Source organism: Candidatus Accumulibacter phosphatis (assembly GCF_000024165.1).
Taxonomy (GTDB): Bacteria; Pseudomonadota; Gammaproteobacteria; order Burkholderiales; family Rhodocyclaceae; genus Accumulibacter; species Accumulibacter phosphatis.
In genome coordinates this window covers 4972223-4993920 of record NC_013194.1, presented here as the reverse complement: position 1 = coordinate 4993920, position 21698 = coordinate 4972223, and the positions used below count along the sequence as shown (strand labels likewise).

General features: G+C 61.4%; 19 protein-coding genes. 12 read left to right on the top strand and 7 right to left on the bottom strand.

Features of this window, described 5'->3' with window-relative positions; genetic code table 11:
• The first annotated feature begins 686 nt into the window (after nt 1-686).
• On the top strand, nt 687-2027 hold the full coding sequence (gene ltrA, locus CAP2UW1_RS21880; protein WP_412566870.1) for a group II intron reverse transcriptase/maturase: 1341 nt from the start codon (nt 687-689) through the stop codon (nt 2025-2027).
• Nucleotides 2028-2121: 94 nt separating this feature from the next.
• On the opposite strand, the gene CAP2UW1_RS21875 is transcribed toward ltrA, so the two are convergent.
• From CAP2UW1_RS21875 to CAP2UW1_RS24860, 3 genes are all read right to left on the bottom strand, one after another.
• The gene (locus CAP2UW1_RS21875; RefSeq protein WP_015765243.1) at nt 2122-3051 is read right to left on the bottom strand and encodes a hypothetical protein; all 930 of its coding nucleotides are present in this window, start codon (nt 3049-3051) and stop codon (nt 2122-2124) included.
• Between the two features lie 105 nt (nt 3052-3156).
• On the bottom strand, nt 3157-3840 hold the full coding sequence (locus CAP2UW1_RS21870; protein ID WP_199931527.1) for a hypothetical protein: 684 nt from the start codon (nt 3838-3840) through the stop codon (nt 3157-3159).
• A 595-nt stretch (nt 3841-4435) separates the two neighbouring features.
• Nucleotides 4436-4609, bottom strand: a complete 174-nt coding sequence (locus CAP2UW1_RS24860) for a type II toxin-antitoxin system HicA family toxin (RefSeq protein WP_081444253.1) — start codon at nt 4607-4609, stop codon at nt 4436-4438.
• Nucleotides 4610-4915: 306 nt separating this feature from the next.
• Here CAP2UW1_RS24860 and CAP2UW1_RS25825 point away from each other — a divergent pair, with 306 nt between their 5' ends.
• The 3 genes from CAP2UW1_RS25825 to CAP2UW1_RS26280 are packed head-to-tail and all read left to right on the top strand — an operon-like array spanning nt 4916 to nt 6477.
• Complete coding sequence (locus CAP2UW1_RS25825; RefSeq protein ID WP_015768788.1) at nt 4916-5164, top strand: helix-turn-helix domain-containing protein; 249 nt, start codon at nt 4916-4918, stop codon at nt 5162-5164.
• Nucleotides 5164-5784, top strand: coding sequence for a HipA N-terminal domain-containing protein (locus CAP2UW1_RS26285; protein ID WP_412566839.1), 621 nt, complete (start codon nt 5164-5166; stop codon nt 5782-5784). Before CAP2UW1_RS25825 ends, CAP2UW1_RS26285 begins: the two co-directional genes overlap by 1 nt.
• Nucleotides 5785-5796: 12 nt before the next feature.
• Nucleotides 5797-6477 (top strand): HipA domain-containing protein, encoded by a 681-nt coding sequence (locus CAP2UW1_RS26280; protein ID WP_412566878.1) that lies wholly within the window; start codon nt 5797-5799, stop codon nt 6475-6477.
• On the opposite strand, the gene CAP2UW1_RS21855 is transcribed toward CAP2UW1_RS26280, so the two are convergent.
• From CAP2UW1_RS21855 to nifL, 3 genes are read right to left on the bottom strand one after another with little or no spacing between them, the layout of a single operon-like run.
• The gene (locus tag CAP2UW1_RS21855; RefSeq protein WP_199931526.1) at nt 6472-6759 is read right to left on the bottom strand and encodes a hypothetical protein; all 288 of its coding nucleotides are present in this window, start codon (nt 6757-6759) and stop codon (nt 6472-6474) included. The genes CAP2UW1_RS26280 and CAP2UW1_RS21855 overlap by 6 nt on opposite strands.
• A gap of 18 nt (nt 6760-6777) precedes the next feature.
• A complete protein-coding gene (gene nifA, locus CAP2UW1_RS21850) occupies nt 6778-8388 on the bottom strand; it encodes a nif-specific transcriptional activator NifA (RefSeq protein WP_015768786.1) in 1611 nt (536 codons plus the stop codon).
• Entirely contained in the window at nt 8385-9944 is a 1560-nt protein-coding gene (gene nifL, locus CAP2UW1_RS21845; RefSeq protein ID WP_015768785.1) for a nitrogen fixation negative regulator NifL, read from the bottom strand. The genes nifA and nifL overlap by 4 nt, the downstream gene beginning before the upstream one ends.
• A 266-nt stretch (nt 9945-10210) precedes the next feature.
• Between nifL and rsxA the strand changes: the two genes are divergently transcribed.
• Genes rsxA through CAP2UW1_RS21810 form a run of 7 tightly spaced genes read left to right on the top strand, consistent with a single transcriptional unit; the run spans nt 10211 to nt 15599 of the window.
• Nucleotides 10211-10792, top strand: a complete 582-nt coding sequence (gene rsxA / locus CAP2UW1_RS21840; protein ID WP_015768784.1) for an electron transport complex subunit RsxA — start codon at nt 10211-10213, stop codon at nt 10790-10792.
• A gap of 9 nt (nt 10793-10801) precedes the next feature.
• The gene (locus CAP2UW1_RS21835) at nt 10802-11347 is read left to right on the top strand and encodes an RnfABCDGE type electron transport complex subunit B (protein ID WP_015768783.1); all 546 of its coding nucleotides are present in this window, start codon (nt 10802-10804) and stop codon (nt 11345-11347) included.
• A 39-nt stretch (nt 11348-11386) separates the two neighbouring features.
• Nucleotides 11387-12913 carry an electron transport complex subunit RsxC gene (rsxC, locus tag CAP2UW1_RS21830; RefSeq protein ID WP_015768782.1) on the top strand — a complete coding sequence of 509 codons (1527 nt, stop codon included), beginning with the start codon at nt 11387-11389 and terminating at the stop codon, nt 12911-12913.
• Nucleotides 12910-13992: an RnfABCDGE type electron transport complex subunit D gene (locus CAP2UW1_RS21825; RefSeq protein WP_015768781.1), complete on the top strand. Its 1083-nt coding sequence runs from the start codon at nt 12910-12912 to the stop codon at nt 13990-13992. The genes rsxC and CAP2UW1_RS21825 overlap by 4 nt, the downstream gene beginning before the upstream one ends.
• Nucleotides 13989-14618 carry an electron transport complex subunit RsxG gene (rsxG, locus tag CAP2UW1_RS21820; RefSeq protein WP_015768780.1) on the top strand — a complete coding sequence of 210 codons (630 nt, stop codon included), beginning with the start codon at nt 13989-13991 and terminating at the stop codon, nt 14616-14618. The genes CAP2UW1_RS21825 and rsxG overlap by 4 nt, the downstream gene beginning before the upstream one ends.
• Entirely contained in the window at nt 14615-15289 is a 675-nt protein-coding gene (locus CAP2UW1_RS21815) for an electron transport complex subunit E (protein ID WP_015768779.1), read from the top strand. Before rsxG ends, CAP2UW1_RS21815 begins: the two co-directional genes overlap by 4 nt.
• 31 nt (nt 15290-15320) lie before the next feature.
• A complete protein-coding gene (locus CAP2UW1_RS21810) occupies nt 15321-15599 on the top strand; it encodes an RnfH family protein (protein WP_015768778.1) in 279 nt (92 codons plus the stop codon).
• A 663-nt stretch (nt 15600-16262) separates the two neighbouring features.
• On the opposite strand, the gene CAP2UW1_RS21805 is transcribed toward CAP2UW1_RS21810, so the two are convergent.
• On the bottom strand, nt 16263-20534 hold the full coding sequence (locus CAP2UW1_RS21805; protein ID WP_412566838.1) for an NACHT domain-containing protein: 4272 nt from the start codon (nt 20532-20534) through the stop codon (nt 16263-16265).
• Nucleotides 20535-21072: 538 nt separating this feature from the next.
• Between CAP2UW1_RS21805 and CAP2UW1_RS21800 the strand changes: the two genes are divergently transcribed.
• Nucleotides 21073-21690, top strand: a complete 618-nt coding sequence (locus tag CAP2UW1_RS21800; RefSeq protein ID WP_015768776.1) for a hypothetical protein — start codon at nt 21073-21075, stop codon at nt 21688-21690.
• Nucleotides 21691-21698: the final 8 nt, after the last annotated feature.

Here is a 21698-nt window from a genome sequence, read left to right as displayed (position 1 = left end):
ATGGTGACGCCGAACGTCGAAGCTCAGGCGACGGCCGCGGCTTTATGCGGCCGGTCGCCTGGAGCGCAGGGTGTGCGCCCAGCATGGGCGCGATGTGATGGGGTGGAAGTCCCCTGTGGGAGTACCGACGTGACTTCATGATGAAGCCATGATAACCACTAGCCGAAGGCAAGGGCAAGGTCGTGAGGACTTGTCTGGAGGGTGAAAGCGGGGTTTGCAGGCGCACGCGCCTGCCCGCTTGAACGACGCGAGCGCTGTGAGCGGCTGCCAGCCGGAGCGCAAAAGTGCGAGGCGACGGACAGAAACTGCATAGAAGGCCTGGTCTGCGGGCGAGTTGGCACCCCATGACGAAGCCCACCGGATACGGCGGACAAGGTAAATGCAGCGCTTGTGCACGGAAACATCGCGTTCTTACCTGGGGAGACCTGATCGGCAAGCGATTGCCGACGTTTCGCAAAAGCAGTGGGGATCGCTGCTTAACAGAATGATCCGGGCGTTGCGGGAGGCTGCCGGCCGCAGACGAGCGAACAGGCAGCGAGCGAAGCGAAGGCCATAGCGCGACGGCGAGCAATCGCCAGCGTGACTGATCAGGAGTCAGCAGAGGCCATAGTAGCGACACCGAAAGGTAACGCGAAGGGCCGAACATGAACAGACAAGGAGGAGCCGTGAGTCACTCGAACCCGACAATGAACCCGACCGGGGGAGCCGGGGATCGGCGTGATCTTGCCCAGCCAGCCTTGCACGACGCCCCGAAGGAAGGTTGTATGGGGAAGGACTTGATGGAAGCCGTACTCTCACCGGCCAACCTGAAACAGGCGTGGCGTCGAGTGAAATCCAATCGCGGCGCACCGGGAATCGACGGACTGCGCATTGAGGACTTCCCGGCGTATGCTTGTGAGCACTGGCCGGCCATCCGCCAGACCCTGAGCGAGGGTCGCTATCAGCCACAAGCGGTGCGACGGGTGATTATCCCGAAGCCCAATGGTGGCGAACGCGCGCTGGGCATCCCGACCGTTGTTGATCGGGTCGTCCAGCAAGCCATCGCTCAAATCATGACACCGATCTTCGATCCGGAATTCTCCGAATCGAGCTACGGGTTTCGGCCCCGGCGCTCCGCCCACGGCGCACTCAAGCAGGTCAGAGCCGACCTCAAGGCCGGCTATCGCATCGCCGTTGATCTCGACTTGGCGAAATTTTTCGACAACGTCGATCACGACATCCTGATGGCCCGAGTGGCCAGAAAGGTGAGCGACAAGCGGTTGCTGGCCCTCATCGGCCGCTACCTGCGGGCGGGTGTCATGATTGGTTCCACGCTTCAACCCAGCGAGTTGGGAACGCCGCAAGGCGGACCCCTCTCGCCGCTGCTGGCCAACATCCTGCTTGACGATCTGGATCGGACTCTGGAAGGGCGAGGCCACCGCTTTGCGCGGTACGCCGACGACCTCATGGTTCTGGTCAAGAGCGAACGGGCCGGCCAGCGCGTCAAGGCCAGTCTCACCGCCTACCTCGGCCGGCAACTCAAACTGCCGGTCAACGAGAAGAAGAGCCAGGTGGCAAAGATCGAGCAGTGCGTTTTTCTGGGCTTCACCTTCAGGAAGAACAAACTGCGCTGGTCGGATGCCGCCTTCGCCGACTTCAAGCACCGCCTCCGGGAACTGACGGGGCGAAGCTGGGGAGTCTCGATGCCACATCGGTTCGAGAAACTCGGGCAGTACCTGCGCGGCTGGATGGGCTACTTTGGCATCTCGGAGTATTACCGACCGATTCCCGAACTGGATGAATGGCTACGCCGACGTGTGCGCATGTGCTACTGGAAACAGTGGCGTTTGTGTCGCACGAAGATCAGCCACCTTCTGGCGCTGGGGGTCGACCGGCGGACGGCGATCTTGACGGGCGTCAGCAGCAAGAGCTACTGGCATTTGTCTCGGTCAAAGGCCACGCAAGTCGGGATGACGAACGATTGGTTGAGAGCACAAGGTCTGGTGAGTATCCGGAATCTTTGGATGAAGGCTCACGGTTACGCTTAACAACGTCGTGTGCGCCCTGTTGATGAACCGCCCGGTGCGGACCCGCATGCCGGGTGGTGTGGGGAGGGCCGGTTAGACGCCGGCCCTTACCCGATTAGCCACCACCAGCGGTAACCATTTGGTAGTAGCTGAGATAGATTTGGCCTGTTTGGGCAGCATGGCGCTTTTTCCGTAGTAATAGGCTTATGAAGTCGATTCGTTCTTCAAAGACAGCCATTAGATCGCCCCCATCCACAAGCAGTAGTGACGCTCCGCCAGCTTGGTGTGCAGTGACTCCATCTTGTGAAAAACCATTGATCGAGAGAAAGATACCTAGGGTGTTTTCAAGCTTTGTCCTGACTTTGTCGGAGAACACTGCCAGGTCCGCTTTATTGACCAACTCTTTTTGCCACTTGGCTTCAAACAGGTACTCAGTGCCTTCAAGAGAAAATGCCCCGTCGATCTGCTCGCCGAGGTTCTTGAATGATGCTTTTGGATCAAGGTCGAATAGCTCAAAGAGTTCGTACATTACGCGCTCCAGTTCAAAACCTCTGCTTTGTGCATTGTCGAAGCCTACCAGCGCCATATACCGAGCTTTGATTGCTTCTAACTTTTGACGAACTGCTGCGTTCTCTCGTAGCTTTTTGGCCGCAAGTTCTTGCCGACGTTTGATGTCGTCTTGTTCTTTCTTGACGTCTTGGTGTGGCTCGACGAGTTGCTTTAGTTGGTTAACCGCGTTCCTAGCCTTTTCGACCTTTTGCGGGCCATCATCAAGAGGCTTTAGATGCGAAAAATCAGTTAGTTTGCAAAGTTCGTAGCAGACCTTCGTTAGATCTCCCAGATGCGCAGCAGGATCGATAACGAGGTAGTCGACGATGTCGGATGCAATCTGACGCTTGTAGTTTTCCCAATTGAATTTGTTCAGTATTCCCGGGTTGGATAAGCACAGTTGCAGAAAGCCTCGAAGCTCGGATTTGTACCAATAGACAGAACAGAGCGCTTCCTTGAGCGCCATAATACCAGCCGGTGATAGTTGCTTTGCCATGTGGCAATCCCTGTTTTGTGGTGGCTAACGTTTGAATTCACCGGACTGCGCGGCTTTTCGCGCAGGTCCGGTGGAATGATGAGTTAGATTTCCGCGTCGCATAGCTTAGCTCTTTGTATGAATTTGCTTGAGCTTGCTGACAACGTAGTCAGCCGATAGAAGTGTGGATGCCCGGCATAGTAAGAGATACACATGCAGGCCATATGCCATTTGTTTGACGTTAGTGGCGCTAGAAAATACAACGCTGAGATTCTGACCCTCAGACTGCCAATAGAAGCTGATTTCGCGTTTCTCGCTGGAGAACTCTCCACCAAATACGTGGTTTAGTTCAGCTAAGTTGCCCCAGTGCATTTCGTTGTGCTGAGAAAGCAAGTAGAGGCTACCTTCGACGGAGTGAACAAAGCCGGTAGCAATATCGAAGTAGCTTTCAAGCTCCAGTGATTCCGGGACCGCATACTCATGCTCAAGCTTGTTTCTAGCTTTGTTGAGTTTTCCAATCGAGCGAGACGAGAAGAGTCCTGCATCAGAGGCGAACTGAAGTTTTTGTGGCAAATTCTTAGCTACCGATCCAAGACCAAAGACCTGTAGAAAAGTATCGAGTTCGCATTCAATGGCTCGCTTCAGGTGTGCGATGCAGTTAATGCGCGCGGCAGATGTGTTCTTCTCAAGCTCCGCTTCCGCGAAGTCAAGATAGTCGAAAGGCATCAGATCATAGGTGGGGAAAGCTAAGGTGAAAGCCGTTGAGTCGATGAGGTGATGCCCCTCAAGCGTTTCTTCGAGGAAGCTCAAGAACGAAGCGTATTGGGATGGCCACATGGAAATCTAACGTGATGTAGCACACCTAATTGACGCAGAGTTTTGCGTCAGCATGCTGGATGCATGCACATGCATGGATGAAGTTCTAACGAAAACAGGAAGGTAGGGCATGGGCACGATCACTAAAATTCCGACAATTGCGTCAATGCCAACGGCGTTGCGCGGCCGCCAAGAGGGCTCCTTGAAGAACTCTCCAAAAGCATACGGCCTACGCGGCGGGGTCAGATCATTCCTCTTGTCTCGGTGCGGGTGTTGCCAGTGATTGCACCTGCTTCGGGGCCCTGGGAAAAAACAACGGCCCTCAAATGTGTTCACCCGTAACCAATCGACGCTCCGCTTCGCCGACACGTCACGTGGCGACCTCCCTACACTCAACAACGCTGAGGGTTGCGCTAATGGAGCCCGGTCTTCGCGAAGCCCATTGAGGTGAAATGCTATGCCATCGCCAACTGCACCTCCAACTTCCTGGAAAGTGTCCCCGGTTGCCACGCCTCCGGGAACGTCTGGGAGGGAGGCGGAATGCTTGCCTACAGCTCTCTCGATGTCTATTGCGTAGCGCATCAAATCCTCACTTTCCCAATCCTGCCTGCCTCAGGATGCTGCCCAGCGTGCCAGGCGCAAGATCATCACTCGGCCTGCCGGCAACGGTCACGCGGCCAAGCTTTGCAGAGTGCCTGACCTGGCGGTGGCTACCCCGGGGAGCGACGAGAAACCCCCCAGCCTCCGCGAGCAACCTGAGGATCTCGCTGACCTATACTGGCCGAGAATAGCAGGCAAGGGGTAATTCACCAAGTCCAAGCCGTGTCCAATGAGGTATCCGCGAAAGCTTTGAGAAAGCCGTTGGCCCGATGTTCGAGCAGATCCACACGCGAAGAAACAAGTCGCCCAACTCCGCCAAGCCCGCGACCTGCTCCTCCCCCGCCTGATCCCGCCTGATCTCCGGTCAGCTCCGTTTGTGACTTGCACCCCCCAAGGCATAAACGACGAATACACCCCAAAGGGTATATTTGTGCAATATCCCCCATACGACGTTTTTACGGAGCCTGCCGTGCCCTTCGTCATTGCCAACCCGCAACAGCTTGGCCCTACCTTGAAAGGCTTCCGCAAGCAAACAGGCCTGACGCAGGTTCAAATGGTCAGGCAGAGCGGGCTTGGCCAAAAGACCATCTCCCTGCTGGAAACCGAGCCCTGGCGCTGTAGCGTGGACAGCCTCTTGCGCTATCTGTCGGCGGTCGACGTCGCCATCAGCCTCGATCTTGTTGCCACTCTGCGCGGCAGCGGTAACGAGGCGTGGTGATGCGGCACACCCGGAAATCCGGCGCGCTTGGCCTGTGGATGAACGGCCAACCGGTCGGATCCTGGGTGGTCACCGCGCAGGGCGAGCATCAACTGCATTACGATGAAACCTGGCTCGCCTCGCCGCTCGGGCGGCCGATTTCGCAGTCCATGCCGCTGCGGCCAGCCGGCGCGCCCTACAGGGGCGAACGGGTCCGCAATTACTTCGAGAATCTGCTGCCAGACAACGACAACATTCGACAGCGCCTGGCCAGGCGCTTTTCAACAGGTACCGAAGCTTTCCGCCTGCTCGCTGAAATCGGCCGGGACTGTGTCGGCGCCCTGCAGCTTCTGCCCGCTGGCGAAAGCCCGCCAGAAACGGAGAGCGTCCAGTTCGAGCCGTTTTCCGACGAACAGGTGGCTGAACATCTGGCCGGCACGCTGACCGCCCCCGCCTTTACCCAGACCGACGACAGCTTCCGGATTGCCATTGCCGGCGCGCAGGAAAAGACAGCCCTCCTTTGGCACCAGGGCAGTTGGTGTCGCCCGCTCGGTGCCACGCCGACGACCCATATTTTCAAATTCCCAATGGGCCAGATGCCGGGTGGTATCGATCTGTCGACCTCGCTGGAGAACGAGTAGCTTTGCCACCGCCTGTTGCAGGCTTTCGACATTCCCGTCGCCAGGGCCGGGATCGTTCAGTTTGGGACCATGAAGGCGCTCTGCGCCGAACGCTTCGACCGCCGCTGGATGGCCGATGGTCGCCTGCTCCGTTTGCCGCAGGAGGATTTTGCCCAGGTTTTCGGTGTACCGCCGGACATCAAATATGAAAGCCAGGGTGGCCCCGGCATTCGGCCTATCCTCGATCAACTGAGCGGATCCAGCCAGGCGCCAGTCGACCGCCGGGACTTTTTCCGCACTCAGGTTTTGTTCTGGATGCTCGCCGCCATCGATGGGCACGCCAAGAATTTCAGTGTTTTCATCGAACCCAGAGGCTTTTACCGACTGACGCCGCGCTACGACGTGCTTTCCGCGCATCCGGTGATGGGCCACGGGGCCGGTTGCCTTTCTGCGCCAAAGGTCAAAATGGCGATGGCCATCGATGGCAAGAACCGGCATTACCAATGGGCTGACATCCGACGTGAGCACTTTGAGCAAACCGCTCTCGACTGTCGGCTGCCGGATGCGCCGGCACTGATTGACGAGCTGGTCGCCAGAACCCCCCAAGCCATCGCGGAGGTGGCTGACGATCTACCCGCAAGCTTCCCTGAAGACTTGGCCAGCACCATATTCGAGGGACTGAAGCAGGCTGCAGACACCTTGGAGCGTTCATGAACGCCAACGCCTAATCGCCTGTTCGCCCATTCCGAAGACCAGATGATCCAGGCCGGCACGGCCGATTGTTTCGAGCAACGTCTGGACAAACGCAAGAACATAGACATAGCGCTGATCGATCAAAGGCGTGGCAAAGCCCGCATGAGAGGAAAGGGCGAGGGAAAAGAAGGCCCGCTTCTTGACGGCGACCGAGGCGTTCGCACCGTTCGTTATCGTGGCGCCGCTGGAGGCGCCGGAACGCCGAGACCTTGTCCCTGTTTTCCCCGGCATTTGGGCACGCAATGGATGTGATCCTGACTATCAGATCTGTTTCATCTCGATGTTGAGGATCTGCACCCGGTAGGCGATCTGCCGTGGCGTCATGCCCAGCAGGCGGGCGGCGCGTGCCTGCACCCAGCCGGCGCGTTCGAGGGCAGCGATCACGCGCTCGCGTTCGCTGGGTTCGGCGGCGGGCTCGCCGTCGTCGTCGGCCCCAGCGGTCGCCAGGGCGCCGGCGCCCGGTAGCGCGACGGTGCTGCCCGGGTGACTGGGCAGAGGCGCCGGCGCCGCGCCAGCCGGGCGTCTGCCGCTGCGCTCGCGCGCCTTGTCGATACGAATCAGTTCGGCGTCGATTTCGCCGTTTTCCGACATCACTGCCGCGCGTTCGAGGCAGTTTTCCAGTTCGCGCACGTTGCCCGGCCAGTGGTGCTGCACCAGGCGTCGCTGTGCGCCGGCGGTGAGGCGCAGCGGCCGACGCTGCATGCCGCCGAGGCGCTCGAGCAGGTGGCTGGCGATTTTCGGCAGGTCTTCGAGCCGTTCGCGCAGCGGCGGCAACACGATGGGCATGACGTTGAGGCGGTAGTAGAGATCCTCGCGGAAGTCACCGCCATCGACCGCTGCTTCGAGGTCGCGATGCGTGGCGGCGATCAGCCGCACGTCGAGCTTGAGCGTGCGGCCCCCGCCGACCCGCTCCAGTTCGCCCTCCTGCAGGACGCGCAGCAGCTTGGCCTGAAAGGCCGGCGAGATGTCGCCGATTTCGTCGAGAAAGAGCGTGCCGCCGTCGGCCATTTCGAAGCGCCCCTTGCGCGAGTTGACGGCGCCGGTGAAGGCGCCCTTCTCGTGCCCGAAAAGTTCCGACTCGAGCAGGTTCTCGGGCAGCGAGGCACAGTTGAGGCGCACGTAGGGTCCGCGCGCGCGCGGCGAGTTGTAGTGGATGGCGTTGGCGATCAATTCCTTGCCGGTACCGGTTTCGCCGCGGATCAGGACTGTTGTCGACCATTTGGCGACCATGCGGATCTGGTCGAAGACGCGCAGCATGGCCGGCGAATGGCCAACGAGGTTGCCGAAGCCGGGGCGGTGGCGAACGGTGCGGCGCTGCGGATCGCGCTCCTGGTCGAGCGACCGGCGCTCCTGCGCGGCTTCGAGCGACAGGCGGACGCTCTGGCCGACCAGGTTGGCGAGCAGCTCGACGAAGCGGACGCGCTCGTCGAGCAGACCGTCGTCCTGCGCATCGGGCTGCACCGCCAGCACGCCCTGCAGCGTCCCGCTGAAATGGATGGGCACGGCGATGAAGGGCAGATCCCGCTCGTACAGGCCGAGCCGGTTGAGGAAACGTGGATCCTCGCCCAGTCGCGCCACCGCGCAGGGCCGGCCGCTTTCGAGGATGCGGCCGAGCAGACCCTCGCCGGCCCGGTAGCAGACCGCCTGGAAATCGTCATGATCGAGGCCATGCACGGCGTAAACATTGAGGTCGCCGCTGTCGGGATCGACAACGGCGATCATGCCCCGGCTCAGATGACCGCTGATCTCCAGCGTGCGCAGCACTTCGCGCAGGCTCTGCGGCGCATCGAGCGAGCGCGCGAGTAGCTGTCCGATGCGCGCGAGGACTTCGAACTGGAAGGGCAGCAAGGACGCCGAGGGAGTCTCGTTCATGGTCGTCGGTGCAACGGCAGGAGCACGCGCACACGGCAGCCGCGCGTCTTCGTCGGTTCGATCTCGAGGAAGCCGCCATGCTCGGCGGCGATCTGCTGTGCGGCCGACAGGCCGGTGCCGAGATGGCCGCCGCCGCGTTTGGTGGTATGGAAGGGCTCGAACACTTTGAGTAGCTGGGCGCTGGCGATTCCTGGTCCGCTGTCGGCGATATCGACTTCGATGCCGCCGAGACGCGCCTTGCTGGCCACCGTCAGCTCGCGCTCGCGGCAGCCACGCGTGTTCATCGCCTCGATGGCATTGTCGATGAGCGCCTTGAACAGCGAGCGCAGCTTGTTCGGAGCACCCTGCAGCGCCGGCAGCATCGCCTGCGGTTGCCAGATCACGGTGATGCCGGCGGCGAGCAGGCGGCCGGTGGACAGGTCGAGCACATCGCGCAGCAACTCGTTGAGGTTGACGGCGCCGATCGCTTCGCGGGTTTCGCCCGGGATCATCGAGCGCAAGTCCGCGAGCGCCTGCTGGCCGGCACCGATGGCCTCGGCGAGGGCGACCGACATCGGGTCCGTCTCGCCCTGGCGCCGTGCCAGCATGCCGACCACCGAAGCCATCATGTTGAGCGGTCCCTCGAGCCGGAAAGTGGCTGCCGCGAGGCTCTCGCGCAAGCCGGAGACGCGGTCTTCGTCGGCCATCAGCACCTGTAGCGCGGCGACGCGAACCTTTTCCTGCTGCGTGCGCAGGCTGGTAATCTCCTTGGCGACCAGCAGCAGATAGTCGCGCCCCTGGCCGGCGAGGAAGGCGTCGGCCGAGGTATCGTCCTCGCGCACGCGGCTTCCCGAGCACGAAAACCAGCGTGGTGAGCGGCCGCCGGGAGGGTCGAGCCGCACTTCGCGATCGAGGAACAGGTAGCCCGACGTGCGCCGACCGCGTGCCGAGTCGAGTTCGAGGCCGGCGCGTACCGCCGACATCAGCATCGGCGCCGGCTCGGCCATTCCCAGATCGGCCTGCAGCTTTTTGTATTCATGGTTGTCGAGAACGACCCGGTCGTCGACGTCGAGCAGGGCGATGACCATCGGCGCGGCATCGACCACCGACTCGATCAGCGCCTTCTGATTCTGCACCTGCGATTCCAGGCGGTGGAGTTCGGTTATGTCGCGATGCATGCCGAGATAGTTGAGGATCTCGCCGCCGGCGTTGGCCACCGGCGAGATGCTCAGTTCGGCAAGGTACTTGCTGCCGTCCTTGCGGCGATTGATCAGGCGGCCAGTCCACGGCTCGCCTTGGGAAATCGTTTGCCACAGATCCTGGTAGAACTCGCGCGGCATGCTGTGGTTGGAGACGAGCGACTGGTTCTGGCCGACGGCTTCCTCGCCCGCGTAACCGGTGAGGCGCGTAAACGCGGGATTGATATAGAGGATGTTTCCCCGCCCATCGGTGATCGAGATCGCCACGTCGGCCTGATTGACCGTGTGCTGGAAGACCTGTGGGTGAATGCTCGGCGGCAGCGCATCCCCTGCTCGTTGCTCGCCTTCGGTCGCTGCTCTGAGTTGTTGGCTGGTCATTGCGCGTCTCCCTGTCGACGTGTTTCCCTGCAGTGGAGCAGTTTTCGTGCCGCCCTTGATTCGGCTGCCGTTTGCGGCGCTTCTTGTGGCGTTTTGTCGGATTTGCGACAGGAGCGGAGGCTGCCGACGGCAGCCCGTCCGGTCTCTCCGGCGAACAAAAAACGCCATGCTGGTGCGCACTTGGCAACACCGGCACGGCTTTGGTGTGCAGTGCAGCAGGCGATGGCACGCTTCGTGCAGAGCGATGGTCGAGGAGCCTGCCGACAATGACCGCCTATTTCCTGCTGCTGCTTTCGACCGCGCTGGTGAACAACGTGGTGCTGGTGAAATTTCTCGGGCTCTGTCCGTTCATGGGGGTCTCCCGCAACATGGACAGCGCCTTGGGGATGGGGCTCGCCACCACCTTCGTCATCACCCTGGCGTGTGCCGCCACCTGGATGCTCGAGCACTGGCTGCTGGCGCCCTTCGACCTCGGCTACCTGCGGATTCTCACCTTCATCCTGGTCATCGCGGCGACCGTGCAGTTCGTCGAAATGGTCGTCAAGAAGTCGGCGCCGGCGCTCTATCAGGCACTCGGCATCTATCTGCCGCTGATCACCACCAACTGCGCGGTCCTCGGCCTGGCGCTGCTCACCGCCCAGGAGAAGATGAGTTTTCTCAAGAGCCTCGTGTACGGCTTCGGTTCGGCGCTGGGCTTTACCCTGGTGCTGCTGATCTTTGCCGGCCTGCGCGAACGCCTGGCGTTGGCGCGCGTGCCGGCCGCCTTTGCCGGGGCGCCGGTGAGCTTCATCCTTGCCAGCCTGCTGTCGCTGGCATTCATGGGCTTTGCCGGCCTCAGCTTTTCCTAGGAGACTGCCATGTGGCTCGCCATTTTCTCGCTGACCGTGCTGGGCACCCTGCTTGGTCTGGTCCTCGGCGTCGCAGCGAAGCATTTTCATGTCGAGGGCAATTCGCTCGCCGCCGAGATCGAGGCCCTGATGCCGGGCTCGAACTGCGGTCAGTGCGGCTTTGCCGGTTGCCCGCGCGCGGCCGCGGCAATCGCCGAGGGCAGCGCACCGGTGACGCTCTGCCCACCGGGCGGCAAGGCGCTGGCGCAGGCGCTGGCGGCCAAGCTGGGGATCAGCATCGATCTGGACGCCATCACCGATCAGGGACCCCAGATTGCCAGCGTCGCCGAGGAGATCTGCATCGGCTGCTGCCGTTGCAGCAAGGTCTGCCCGACCGATGCGATCGTCGGCGCGGCCAAGCAGATACACAACGTGATTCGCGAAGCGTGCACCGGTTGCGGCAACTGCATCGACCGCTGCCCGACCGAGGCGCTGCTGCTGCAGCCCTTGCCGGTCACCGTGCAGCACTGGGTGTGGCCGAAACCGGCAATGACGCCGGTGGCGCTCGCGGCCTAGCCGGCGAGCGACAGGAACCGACCGGAAACGAGGCTTAGAGTGGGCATCTTCGAGAAAATCTTCCGCCGCCACCCGCACTGGGGCGTGCACCCGGACGACCACAAGCTGCCGGCGGCCGACGTGCCGCTGCGCGCCTTGCCGCTGCCGGAACGGCTCTACGTGCCGATGCAGCAGCATGTGGGTGGTCCGGCGCGGCCGATCGTCCTGGTTGGGCAGCACGTCCTGAAGGGCCAGTTGATCGCCGAGCCCCAGGGCAACGTCTCGGCGCCGGTGCATGCGCCCACGTCGGGGGAGGTGAGCGCCATCGGCGAGATCACCGCGCCGCATCCTTCCGGCCTCGCGCAACTGGCCATCACGATTGCCCCCGACGGCGCCGACGCCTGGTGCGAACGCCTGCCGGTGGCCGATCCGTTCGCGCTGGCGCCCGCGGAGATCGCCCGGCGAACGGCGGCGGCCGGTGTCGTCGGACTCGGCGGCGCGACCTTTCCGGCGGCGGTGAAGTTCAATCTCGGCCGCCGCCTGAAGGTGAGCACGCTGATCGTCAACGGGGGCGAATGCGAGCCTTACCTCTCTTCCGACGATCGAATCATGCGCGATCGTGCCGATGAGGTGGTCGACGGCCTGCGCATCGTCATGTACGCCATCGGCGCCGGCGAGGCCCTGGTCGGCATCGAGGACAACAAGCCGCAGGCGATCGCTGCCATGCGGGTGGCCGCCGCCGCTTTCGGCAACGTGCACGTGCGGCCGGTGCCGGCGCGCTATCCGATGGGCTCGGACAAGCAACTGATCCAGACCCTGACCGGCAAGGAAGTGCCGGCCGACGCGCGTGCCGCCGAGGTGGGCGTGCTGGTGCACAACGTCTCCACCTGTGCCGCCGTGCATCGCGCCCTGCGCCGCGGCGAACCGCTGGTCGAGCGCATCGTCACGCTGAACGGCGGCGCCCTGACGCGGCCCGGCAACGTGCTGGCACCGATCGGCACGCCGGTGGTCGATCTCCTGCGCTTCGCCGGTGTCAGCGGCCGGCCGGCGCGGCTGGTGCTCGGCGGACCGATGATGGGAATCGTCCTGCCGCACGCCCGGGTACCCATCGTCAAGGGGGCGTCGGGAATCCTCGCCTTCGACGCCGCCGAAGCACGGACGCCGGCGGCCGGCCCGTGCATCCGTTGCGGCAGTTGCACGCGCGCGTGCCCGATGGGCCTGTTGCCGCTGGAGATGGCCAGCCGCATCGGCGTCGACGATCTCGATGGCGCTACCGGCTTCGGCCTATCCGACTGCATCGGTTGTGGCTGCTGCGCCTACGTCTGCCCGTCGCACATTCCGCTGGTGCAGTATTTCAGTTACGCCAAGGGCGAGCTGTCGGCGCGCGAGCGCAGCAAGCTGCGCAACGACGCGACACGGCGCCTGGCCGACGAGCGTGTCGCGCGGCTGGAACGTGAGGCGCGCGACAAGGCGGCTGCCGCGGCCAAGCGCAAGGCCGAGCGCGACGCCGCCAAGGCCGCCGCCGGAGCCGGCCTGCGGCCACCGCCGGTGCGCGTCGTCAACCCCGCCAGCGAGGCGGCGACGTGATCCCGCCGCGCCACGCGGCTCCCGTCGCGGCGCCGCATGCCGCCGGCGCGAACAACGTCACGCGGGTCATGCTGTGGGTTTCTGCCGCCCTGCTGCCGGCGACGCTTTTCGGCTTCTGGCTGTACGGCTGGCCGGCCATTCATCTGTGGTGGATCACCACCGCTTCGGCGATTCTCGGCGAGGCGTTCTGCCTGCGCCTGCGCCAGGAACCGGTCGCGTCGACGCTTCGCGATGGCTCGGCGCTGCTCACCGGCTGGTTGCTGGCGCTCTCGCTGCCGCCCTGGGCACCGTGGTGGGTGGGCGTCGTCGGCGGGCTGTTCGCCACCGTCATCGGCAAGCAGGTTTTTGGCGGCCTCGGGCAGAATCTCTTCAATCCGGCGATGGTGGCGCGGGTGATGCTGCTGATTTCCTTCCCGGTGCCGATGACCCTGTGGACGGCGCCAGTGCCGCTGCTCTCGGCGAACGCGCCGGGATTTGTCGATGGCCTGCGCATCACCTTCGGCACGCTGCCGGCAACGCTCGACGCGATGAGCAGCGCGACCCTCTTCGGCTACGCGCGCAGCGAGCTGTCGCGCGGCATCGACCTGTTGCAGTCGCTGGCCGCGACGCAGGCGCCGACGCTCAGCCTGCTTGGCGAGCGCGCCGGCAGCCTGGGCGAGACCGCGTCGTTGCTGATTGCTGCGGGCGGCCTGCTGTTGCTCGGCTTGCGCCTCATTACCTGGCATATCCCGTTCGCCATGCTGGCGACGCTTGCCTTGTTCGCCTCGCTGATGCACGGCATCGACCCGGCACGCTACCTGTCGGTCGGCACCCACCTGCTGTCCGGTGCTGCCATGCTGGGGGCCTTCTTCATTGCCACCGACTACGTGACTTCGCCAAATACCGCTCCCGGCCAGCTCGTCTTCGGCGCCGGTGTCGGCTTCCTGACCTACGTCATCCGTACCTGGGGCGGCTATCCCGAAGGCGTCGCCTTCGCCGTGCTGTTGATGAACGCGCTGACGCCGGTGATCGACCGCTACCTCAAGCCGCGCATCTATGGTCGTGACCGGCGCGGCACGCCGTTGGAGATCGAGTCGTGAAACTCGCCATCGCTGGGCTGCGTGACCACCTGGCCTACCAGGGGGTTTCATTGGGGGTGATCGCGCTGGTCGCCAGCGCCGCGCTCGCCTTCGCCGTCAGCGGCACGCGCGAGCGGATCGTCGCCGCCGAGGCGCGCGATCTCCAGGCCTCGCTGGCACAGGTGCTGCCGGAGCGTTTCGCCGACAACGATCTGCTCGCCGATACGCTGGAGATCGGCAACGGCGACGGGAGCAGCCGGCGGGTCTACCTCGCCCGCCGCCAGGGCGAGGTCGCCGCGGCGATCTTCCAGACCTCGGCGCGCGGCTACTCCGGCGAGGTGCTGGTGCTGGTCGGTATCGACCGTGCCGGCGTGCTGCTCGGCGCTCGCGTCCTCAAGCACGCCGAAACCCCCGGTCTGGGCGACAAGATCGATCTGGCGAAGTCACCGTGGATTCTGTCGTTCAACGGCCTCTCGCTGGCGACGCTGCCGGCGGAGAAGTGGGCGGTGAAAAAGGATGGCGGCGTCTTCGATCAGATGGCCGGCGCCACCATCACGCCGCGCGCCGTCGTCAAGGCGGTCAAGGAGGGACTCGATTTTTTTGCCGCGCACCGCGCGGAAATCCTGCAGGGAGGCAAAACACCGTGAAACAACTCGTTCAGACGCTGAAGGACGGTTTGTGGCTGCAGAACGTCGTCTTCGCCCAGATGCTCGCCCTCTGTCCGACCATGGCCGTCACCACCAGCGGCACCAATGGCCTGGGCATGGGCCTGGCAACCACGGCAGTGCTGGTCACGTCGAATGTTCTGGTGGCGTCGATCCGCTCGCTGGTCAGTCCGCAGGTGCGCATCCCGATCTTCGTCGTTTTGATCGCGACGCTGGTGACGCTCGTCGATTTCGGGCTCAATGCCTGGTTGCACGACCTGTACAAGGTGCTCGGCCTGTTCATCGCCCTGATCGTGGTGAACTGCGCCATCCTGGGCCGCGCAGAAGCCTTTGCCTCGAAAAACACGGTCGCTGCGTCGGCCGTCGACGGCCTGGCCATGGGCCTGGGATTTACCGGCGCCCTGACGCTGATCGGCTTGATCCGCGAGCTGCTCGGCAGCGGCACCCTGTTCGCGCAGGCCAGCCTGCTCCTCGGGCCGGCGTTTCGCGCCATCGAGCTGACGGTGATCCCCGGCTACGGCGGCTTCCTGCTGATGATTCTGCCTCCCGGCGGCTTTCTCGTCCTGGGCCTGCTGCTGGCGGGCAAGCGGGCGTTCGAGCTGCGCGCGCGGGAAGCCAACAAGGCCGTCGTGCCGGCACCGGCGCTCGCCTGAATCCGGTGCCTGACGCGAAAGGGGTTTTGCCATGCAGGTAGGAGTCGCGTATTCCGAAGCCGGGCAGCAGATCTGGATGACCATCGAGGTGCCCGACGAGTCAACCGTGCACCAGGCGATCGACCGCTCCGGCATCCTCAAGTCCTTCCCGACCATCGACCTGCAAACGCAGAAGGTGGGCGTCTTTGGCCGCCTGGTAAAGCTCGACGCGGCCCTTCGCCCGGGCGACCGCGTCGAGATCTACCGCGCCATTACCTGCGACCCGCAAACCGTCCCGCGCCGCGATGGCGAGGGTGATGATGAGGAGTAGGCGGGCTCTCCTGGTTGCGTGAAGGCTTGCTGTGAGGACGGTCCAAGTCCGTGACCAGGAGAACCGTCGTTCGTGCCGGCACAAGTAGCGAGATGCCGCTGGAGTCAGTGCCGTTGGTTTGGGGAGGACAGCCACGGCGATCAGCGCAAGGGTTCGCTTGGCTGCCCATGGCGCCATTGGCAAATGTCGAAGCTCGGAACCGCCCGATGGCCGCTTCCGATCTTGCTGAGTAACGGGTGAAGACCCTTATGGAAAGCTTTCCATAAGGGTCGGTGGCAGCTGGTGGCCTAAAAAGTCTGAGCGACTGCTTCCCGTCTGATCCAGCCGTTGATGCTCGGCCTCGGCGGTTTCCCATCGAGCTGGCCGCTCCGGGACCACAAGCGGCCACTGAGTTTGCGTGGTTTGCTGTCGGCAACCGACCCTCAACGGTCAGATGACTTTTTCATGGGCAATGTCGGCCTACTTATCACCAAGGTGACGTACACGGTGATCTGGGCGCCGGCTGCAGCTCGGCCTTAGCAGACAACAGAGCTGCACGGCCAAACGTCAGCCTTGATGAACATACCAGACCACCAGACTGAGTCGCGCCCGCCCTATTGACCTGTGTTGTATGGCTCTTCTGAAAGAGGGCGAAGTTGGCTCCAGGGATAATTACCAAGCAACCTATTCTCTTCTGCGGATTTTCTTTTCCGACCAAGCGCCCTGTAAACGTCCATCAGCGCCCAAGTAACCGATGCCGTGGTAATCCGCCCAAGCAAAGTCCTCTTCATCTCGACCTCCCAAGCCAAGATTCATGAATGCTCTGCGTTCGCCGCACCACCGCCAGATCAGCGCATATCCCGATGCACCCAGCAAGCCAAGGAATCTGGGTAAATTCACAAACAATGCACTTTCACCAAACAACCATCCCGCCAATCCAAATACTGGTTCACCTTGATGCAAAATCAAACCACGCCTCAAATCCAGCTCCAGCCCCCACTCGCGAAATAAAGATGGCATGGGTAGCAGTACGGGCGCATGATCATCGCGCCGATCCGGATGTCCGCATTCTCCAACCATTGGTCGCCACCTAACTGGCAACCAGAAGTCATGCCTGTTGTTAGGTTTAGATTTTCGAAATCCACTGTCCCAATCAGCCTGCGTGGCGGGCCACTGAGCAAGCGGGGCATGCCAATCATTCGCGGGGTCAATTCGTCCTACAGCGGCCAACTCTTTCTGCACCTTTGGCTCACTCACTTTTTCCAGCAACCTTGGCAAGTCGTCAGCATAAATAAGCATCGGCCAACATTGCCACCATAAGTCAGCGAAATAGTCTTTTCCAAGACCCCAACCACCAGGGGCGAATTTACTCTGCCAAATATGCTCCGCAGCCAGTCTCAGCCAAGGCCCGTCACCCCACTCTCGCGGCAAAGCAGGCGCACAACCAATGACATCCGCAGGTGGTAGGTCATAACTCAAAGATGCCACCCAAGCTTTCATTTCCTCCAGGTTGTGTAGGGGCCAGGATGGCAGGCTGGGGATGCACCAGAACTCCTGTTTGTCATTTCTAGAAATGGCCGGTGCAACAACTTGCAGCCAGCGCGCGGGATCATGAGGGTTGACATGAACTTGGGCTGGCGTCTCATATACGCGAGGCCCCTTGTTCCAGGCCGGCGTCATGGCATAGTTGTCAGAAAGGAAGGCCAGCAAGGTATACCAACTGATCCACTGGTATTTTTTACCGATACGCTCCGTACCTTCATCATCGCCCATCCGACTATGGCCTCGTGTGTAAAGACCAGTATCGAAATCTTCAAATCGTTCTGCCGTCCATCCCAAGGCCAAGCAATTCCAGGCTACAAAACGGGCTGCCAGCGCCAAGTCGAATATGCTTTCGTCAGCGCCTCTGGATATGAGACTTTCTGCTCGCGTAAACGGCCTTGCCGGTTCGGCAGAATCCGGTAGTGGCTTTGACAGGAAGTCAAGTGAGGCTGAGTTGCCGCCCATGATGTAGCGGTAAAAATCATTGCTCGTGCTGGAAAAAATTATCCTTCCAAATCCTTTCGATGCATCGAGTGCTTTCAAGCCTTTATTGCTTGGCACTTCACCCAACGGCAATTTGCTCCGATAAGGCGGTCTGACGCTGTTGGGGTCAATATCCGGCAGCCATCCGTTGCGACACGCTTCTTCCACGATTCGACGCGCGTAATGGCGCAAGGTGATATGACACCAACGCGCGTTCCCTTCCGGAAATTGGCTTTCATATACCTGCCGTGCCGCCAATGTCCCGGCTTGAGCATCGCTCCCGTCCTGCACCACACCCCATACAGCCACCAGCACCGCTTCCAGAACATACGCATCGTTGACGCCAAGAAAGTCGGGGAGGAATGCCTCCATCACTCGCGGGCAGGCGGCAAGCAAGCGAGTAAGTCCTTTCATGGCGGCCAGCCTTAAACCCTTCTGCGAGGTTGCGCAGATCCAGGCCAGTAACCGGGCCGCAGGCAAGGCTATGTCTGCGTGTGCGTCATGAAGGTTGGCATCCCGCGCCCAAATGACCAACTGGCGCAAATTGGAATGCTCATCACGCCATAGGGGAACCAGATTCACCGACCACATCGCATCGCGTGCACCAGGAGTTTCCTGAGCCAGCAATCGTGGATGGATGGCCTGTTCCATCGCAAATGGGTGGCCGGGAATCAGGGCAAAGCGAATGATTTCGTCCAGTTCTGACGCCGGATTACTCCTATCAGAGTAACGCCGCCACAAATCGCGCAATGCCTTGCCATCCATTCCAAACTCTTCGGGGCGGCAACGCCAGCGTAAACTGTCGCAGAAAGCTTGAGATAACTCCCAATCACGAAAATCCGCGTCATTGTTCGGCAACAGTGTTGGAAGCTCCGCCCCTGTGCATTGAGGAACAGCCAAACACAGCGCCTCCAGCAAACCGGCGCGGCGAAAATAGAGCGGGTGATCCACATAATCGCTAGATGCCAGCGGATGAAGGTCGCCGCCGGGGGCAAGGGCGGTGCGCAACACAACCAGCTTTTCCTCCTTGCTGACTTTCCCCTCGAACAACTTTGCCAACAACCGGTCAGCAAGGAAGGTGTCGGATAATCGCTCGAAGCCGAATTCGACGACATCCTCGTCATTCTCTAACCGGTCTATGAGCGCCCCGGAAGAGCAGAGAAAAGCAATGACGCCATCTATCCCCGTCATCTCTCTCGAGATATCATCCGCTTGGTTGCGCAGCAAATTGAAATGCCCATCTTCCAGCATCGCTTGCGCCAGCTTGCTCATTGTTCGGCGCATGACTTCCGGGCGTGACGCGTTATCTAGGCTCAACCTATCCTTGGAGTCCTCCTCCAGTCGCACCATCCATGCACGCCAAACTTCCAGCCAAGATGGCAGCCAGTGCTGCAATGGATGACCTCGCATACTTCTCGCCAGAAGCTGTACGTACAGTGGATTGCCAAACTCACCCAGCGGCGGCGCGACGGGAGCCTTGACACCATGGTGCTCAAAATAGCGCAGCAAAGCATCCGGTTCGATTCCGGAAAAACCGGGATGCTCCCACTTCACCCAAGGTGCATCCATACCATCGGGCAACAACGGCAAGGTTTGTTTCAGATAATCTGTGCGGACCGAGATAGCCAAAGCCAGATGTGGCCGTAATAATACTTCCTGAATCATTCCGGCCAACTCATTGCGCCAGCGCCTGCGATCCGGGGTCTCGTTAAGCGCATCCATCACCAACAAGGCGCGTTGGTTTCGGTTAGCGGCTTCGTTCTCTAGCTTGTTGAGCAATTGATCGTGCGTACCCAGCCAACCGGCGCGCCGACAAATTGCATCCCACAGAGTATCCGCAGTACTCAGGGTTTGCCCCAGAACACCCAAGGCAATCCCTTCAGCGGCCAGTATCTGATTAACCTCGTGAACCAGAGTATGGGTCTTGCCTTGCCCTGCTGGGCCGGTAAGCAGCATTACTCGTTGCTGGGACAGGCTCCAATAGTTTCGCAGGAGATCACTTGCTTCCCCTGCCATGTAGGCGGCTTGCCGCAGGGAATGTTCACGGTACCGCCAAGTATCATTTCTTGCCTCTTGCTCCTTGGCGCGTTCATGCATCTCGTGCTCCGCCCATGCATGGGCTTCCGCGCGAGCCAAGGTACCAAGCATGAAGGGGAAATCGGGAGTGGTTTGCCAATACATGTCGGCGCGCAATGCATCGGCAATCTGCTCCATGTCTGCACGGATGACGGAGAACGCATCGTCCCGATCAAGATGCTTCCAGACCTCTGACAATGCTTTATCCAACTTGGCTATGGCAGGCTGCCTGACCAATAACCAGTCGAACGCTTGGCTAATATTGGTTTCTACGTGAGCATCGCTGGTGTAGCGCGGCCCGGCGTTGGCGGTTAAAAGGGATGCCTGATTATTGAGCCAGTCCCTGAATCTCGGCAGAGACGCGGGCTGTCGTTGACTCAATAACCTGCGTAAGTGCCCCTCAACTTTCCGGGCGAACTCATCCAGGGATTGGTACCTGTCTACGGCGCCAGTCCATTGATCATTCTCCATGAATGGCGGCTGCTGAAAAAACGCCTCCAGCTTTTTCAATTGCTCATTATCCTGGCAGGTAGGCAATTCTTGCTGCCGCCGATACATGAGAATCTCGGGGCGCGACGCACCGCGTCTGCGCGCCTCCCATGCACGATGAAATTCATACTCACTGCCTGACTGATAAGGCGTGCCGTCGAGCTTCCTGAACTCCCGGCCCGGCAACGGCGTTCCAAAACGGCAGTTGAAGATGCCGAGAAACAGGTCGCAATCGTCCGGAGTACGAAGATGCCTATTTACAGATACTTGCGGCGAAGAAAGCGCCTCGAACGGAACACTCACCCCCCAATCCCAGGCTACAACTTCCAGACAAACAAATGAGCTTACCAATGGGTCGGCATTCACTCGCGTCACCACAGCATGAACGGCGCTACGCTCTTCGACACAATCTCCGGGAGAAGACAGAAATATGCGATATGGCATCATAAGTATGGGCATGGATAGGCAAGTTCGAGTTTGCATTTGATTTACCGCAAAGGCAAATCTAATCGCCCGTGACTGAATTGACGGGTCTGTCAGCTATCTTGTGCGCGGCGGACATTAGTGACCAAACGATAGACTTCCGTATTGGCCGAACAACTGTCAGAGTCCGCAGATAACGGGAGGTCCGGTTCAAGATCAGTTACCCGCCGTTCGCACCGGATCACATTGCGCGGCCGCTACGTCTGCTTCTGGCCAGCTGCCGCCACACGCTATCCTACACTCACGGGCCACTTTCCGGAGGGTAGCGGTCGGTCCGCCGAGGACACTGGCATCCGGAGCCGAATGGCGAAATTGCGTGGACAGTATACGTAATACACCCCTTCTTGGACTGGGGCCGGTAGTGTCAATGTGGCGACGTTGCCACCGCGGAAATTACTTATGCTGTCCCCAAAAGCATCAAATGATGTTGATCGTCGCGCTCACTGGCCTGGGCGGCTTCCTCGCCTCGTTTGCCATGCTGCGCTTGGGCGTGCAGTTCATGGTGCTGCGCTACCCGCTCGCCGTGGGCGCTGCCTATCTCGTCTTCCTCTTGCTGCTCTGGCTGTGGCTGCGCACCAAGTGCGACGACTACGACATCGATGACCCCGGCATCGACCTCGGCCGAGGGCGCAGCGGCGGCAGCAGCGGTGAAGGCGGCCCATCGTCCGGCTCGTCCGGCAGCGGTGATTCATCGGGCCTCGGCGAAGTGGCCGAGGCCCTGGGCGGCGCCGACGAACTCGCGCTCCCGCTCATCGCGTTGGCGCTGGCGGCTGCGCTCCTCTTCGCCGGCGGGTGGATCGTCTATTCGGCCCCGCTGCCGTTTGTCGAACTGCTGGTGGACGGCGTGCTTGCCGCCTCGCTCTACCGCCGCCTCACGGGCGCCGAACCGCGCCACTGGCTGGAGACCGCTTTCCGCCGCACCGTTTGGCCCTTTGCGGCCACCGCGCTGCTGTTCTGCATCGCCGGCGTCACCCTGCACCACCTGGCGCCGGAGGCCCGGTCGATCGGTGATGTCAAGCAAAATTGGACAGCGAAATGAGATGGTCT

What these genes read in the sequence shown, in the direction of transcription:
- CAP2UW1_RS21810 (WP_015768778.1), top strand. Translation starts at nt 15,321, where the DNA reads ATGCAGGTAGGAGTCGCGTATTCCGAAGCCGGGCAGCAGATCTGGATG.
- rsxA (WP_015768784.1), top strand. Translation starts at nt 10,211, where the DNA reads ATGACCGCCTATTTCCTGCTGCTGCTTTCGACCGCGCTGGTGAACAAC.
- nifL (WP_015768785.1), bottom strand. Translation starts at nt 9,944, where the DNA reads ATGACCAGCCAACAACTCAGAGCAGCGACCGAAGGCGAGCAACGAGCA.
- nifA (WP_015768786.1), bottom strand. Translation starts at nt 8,388, where the DNA reads ATGAACGAGACTCCCTCGGCGTCCTTGCTGCCCTTCCAGTTCGAAGTC.
- CAP2UW1_RS21835 (WP_015768783.1), top strand. Translation starts at nt 10,802, where the DNA reads ATGTGGCTCGCCATTTTCTCGCTGACCGTGCTGGGCACCCTGCTTGGT.
- ltrA (WP_412566870.1), top strand. Translation starts at nt 687, where the DNA reads ATGAACCCGACCGGGGGAGCCGGGGATCGGCGTGATCTTGCCCAGCCA.
- CAP2UW1_RS26285 (WP_412566839.1), top strand. Translation starts at nt 5,164, where the DNA reads ATGCGGCACACCCGGAAATCCGGCGCGCTTGGCCTGTGGATGAACGGC.
- CAP2UW1_RS21875 (WP_015765243.1), bottom strand. Translation starts at nt 3,051, where the DNA reads ATGGCAAAGCAACTATCACCGGCTGGTATTATGGCGCTCAAGGAAGCG.
- CAP2UW1_RS21800 (WP_015768776.1), top strand. Translation starts at nt 21,073, where the DNA reads ATGATGTTGATCGTCGCGCTCACTGGCCTGGGCGGCTTCCTCGCCTCG.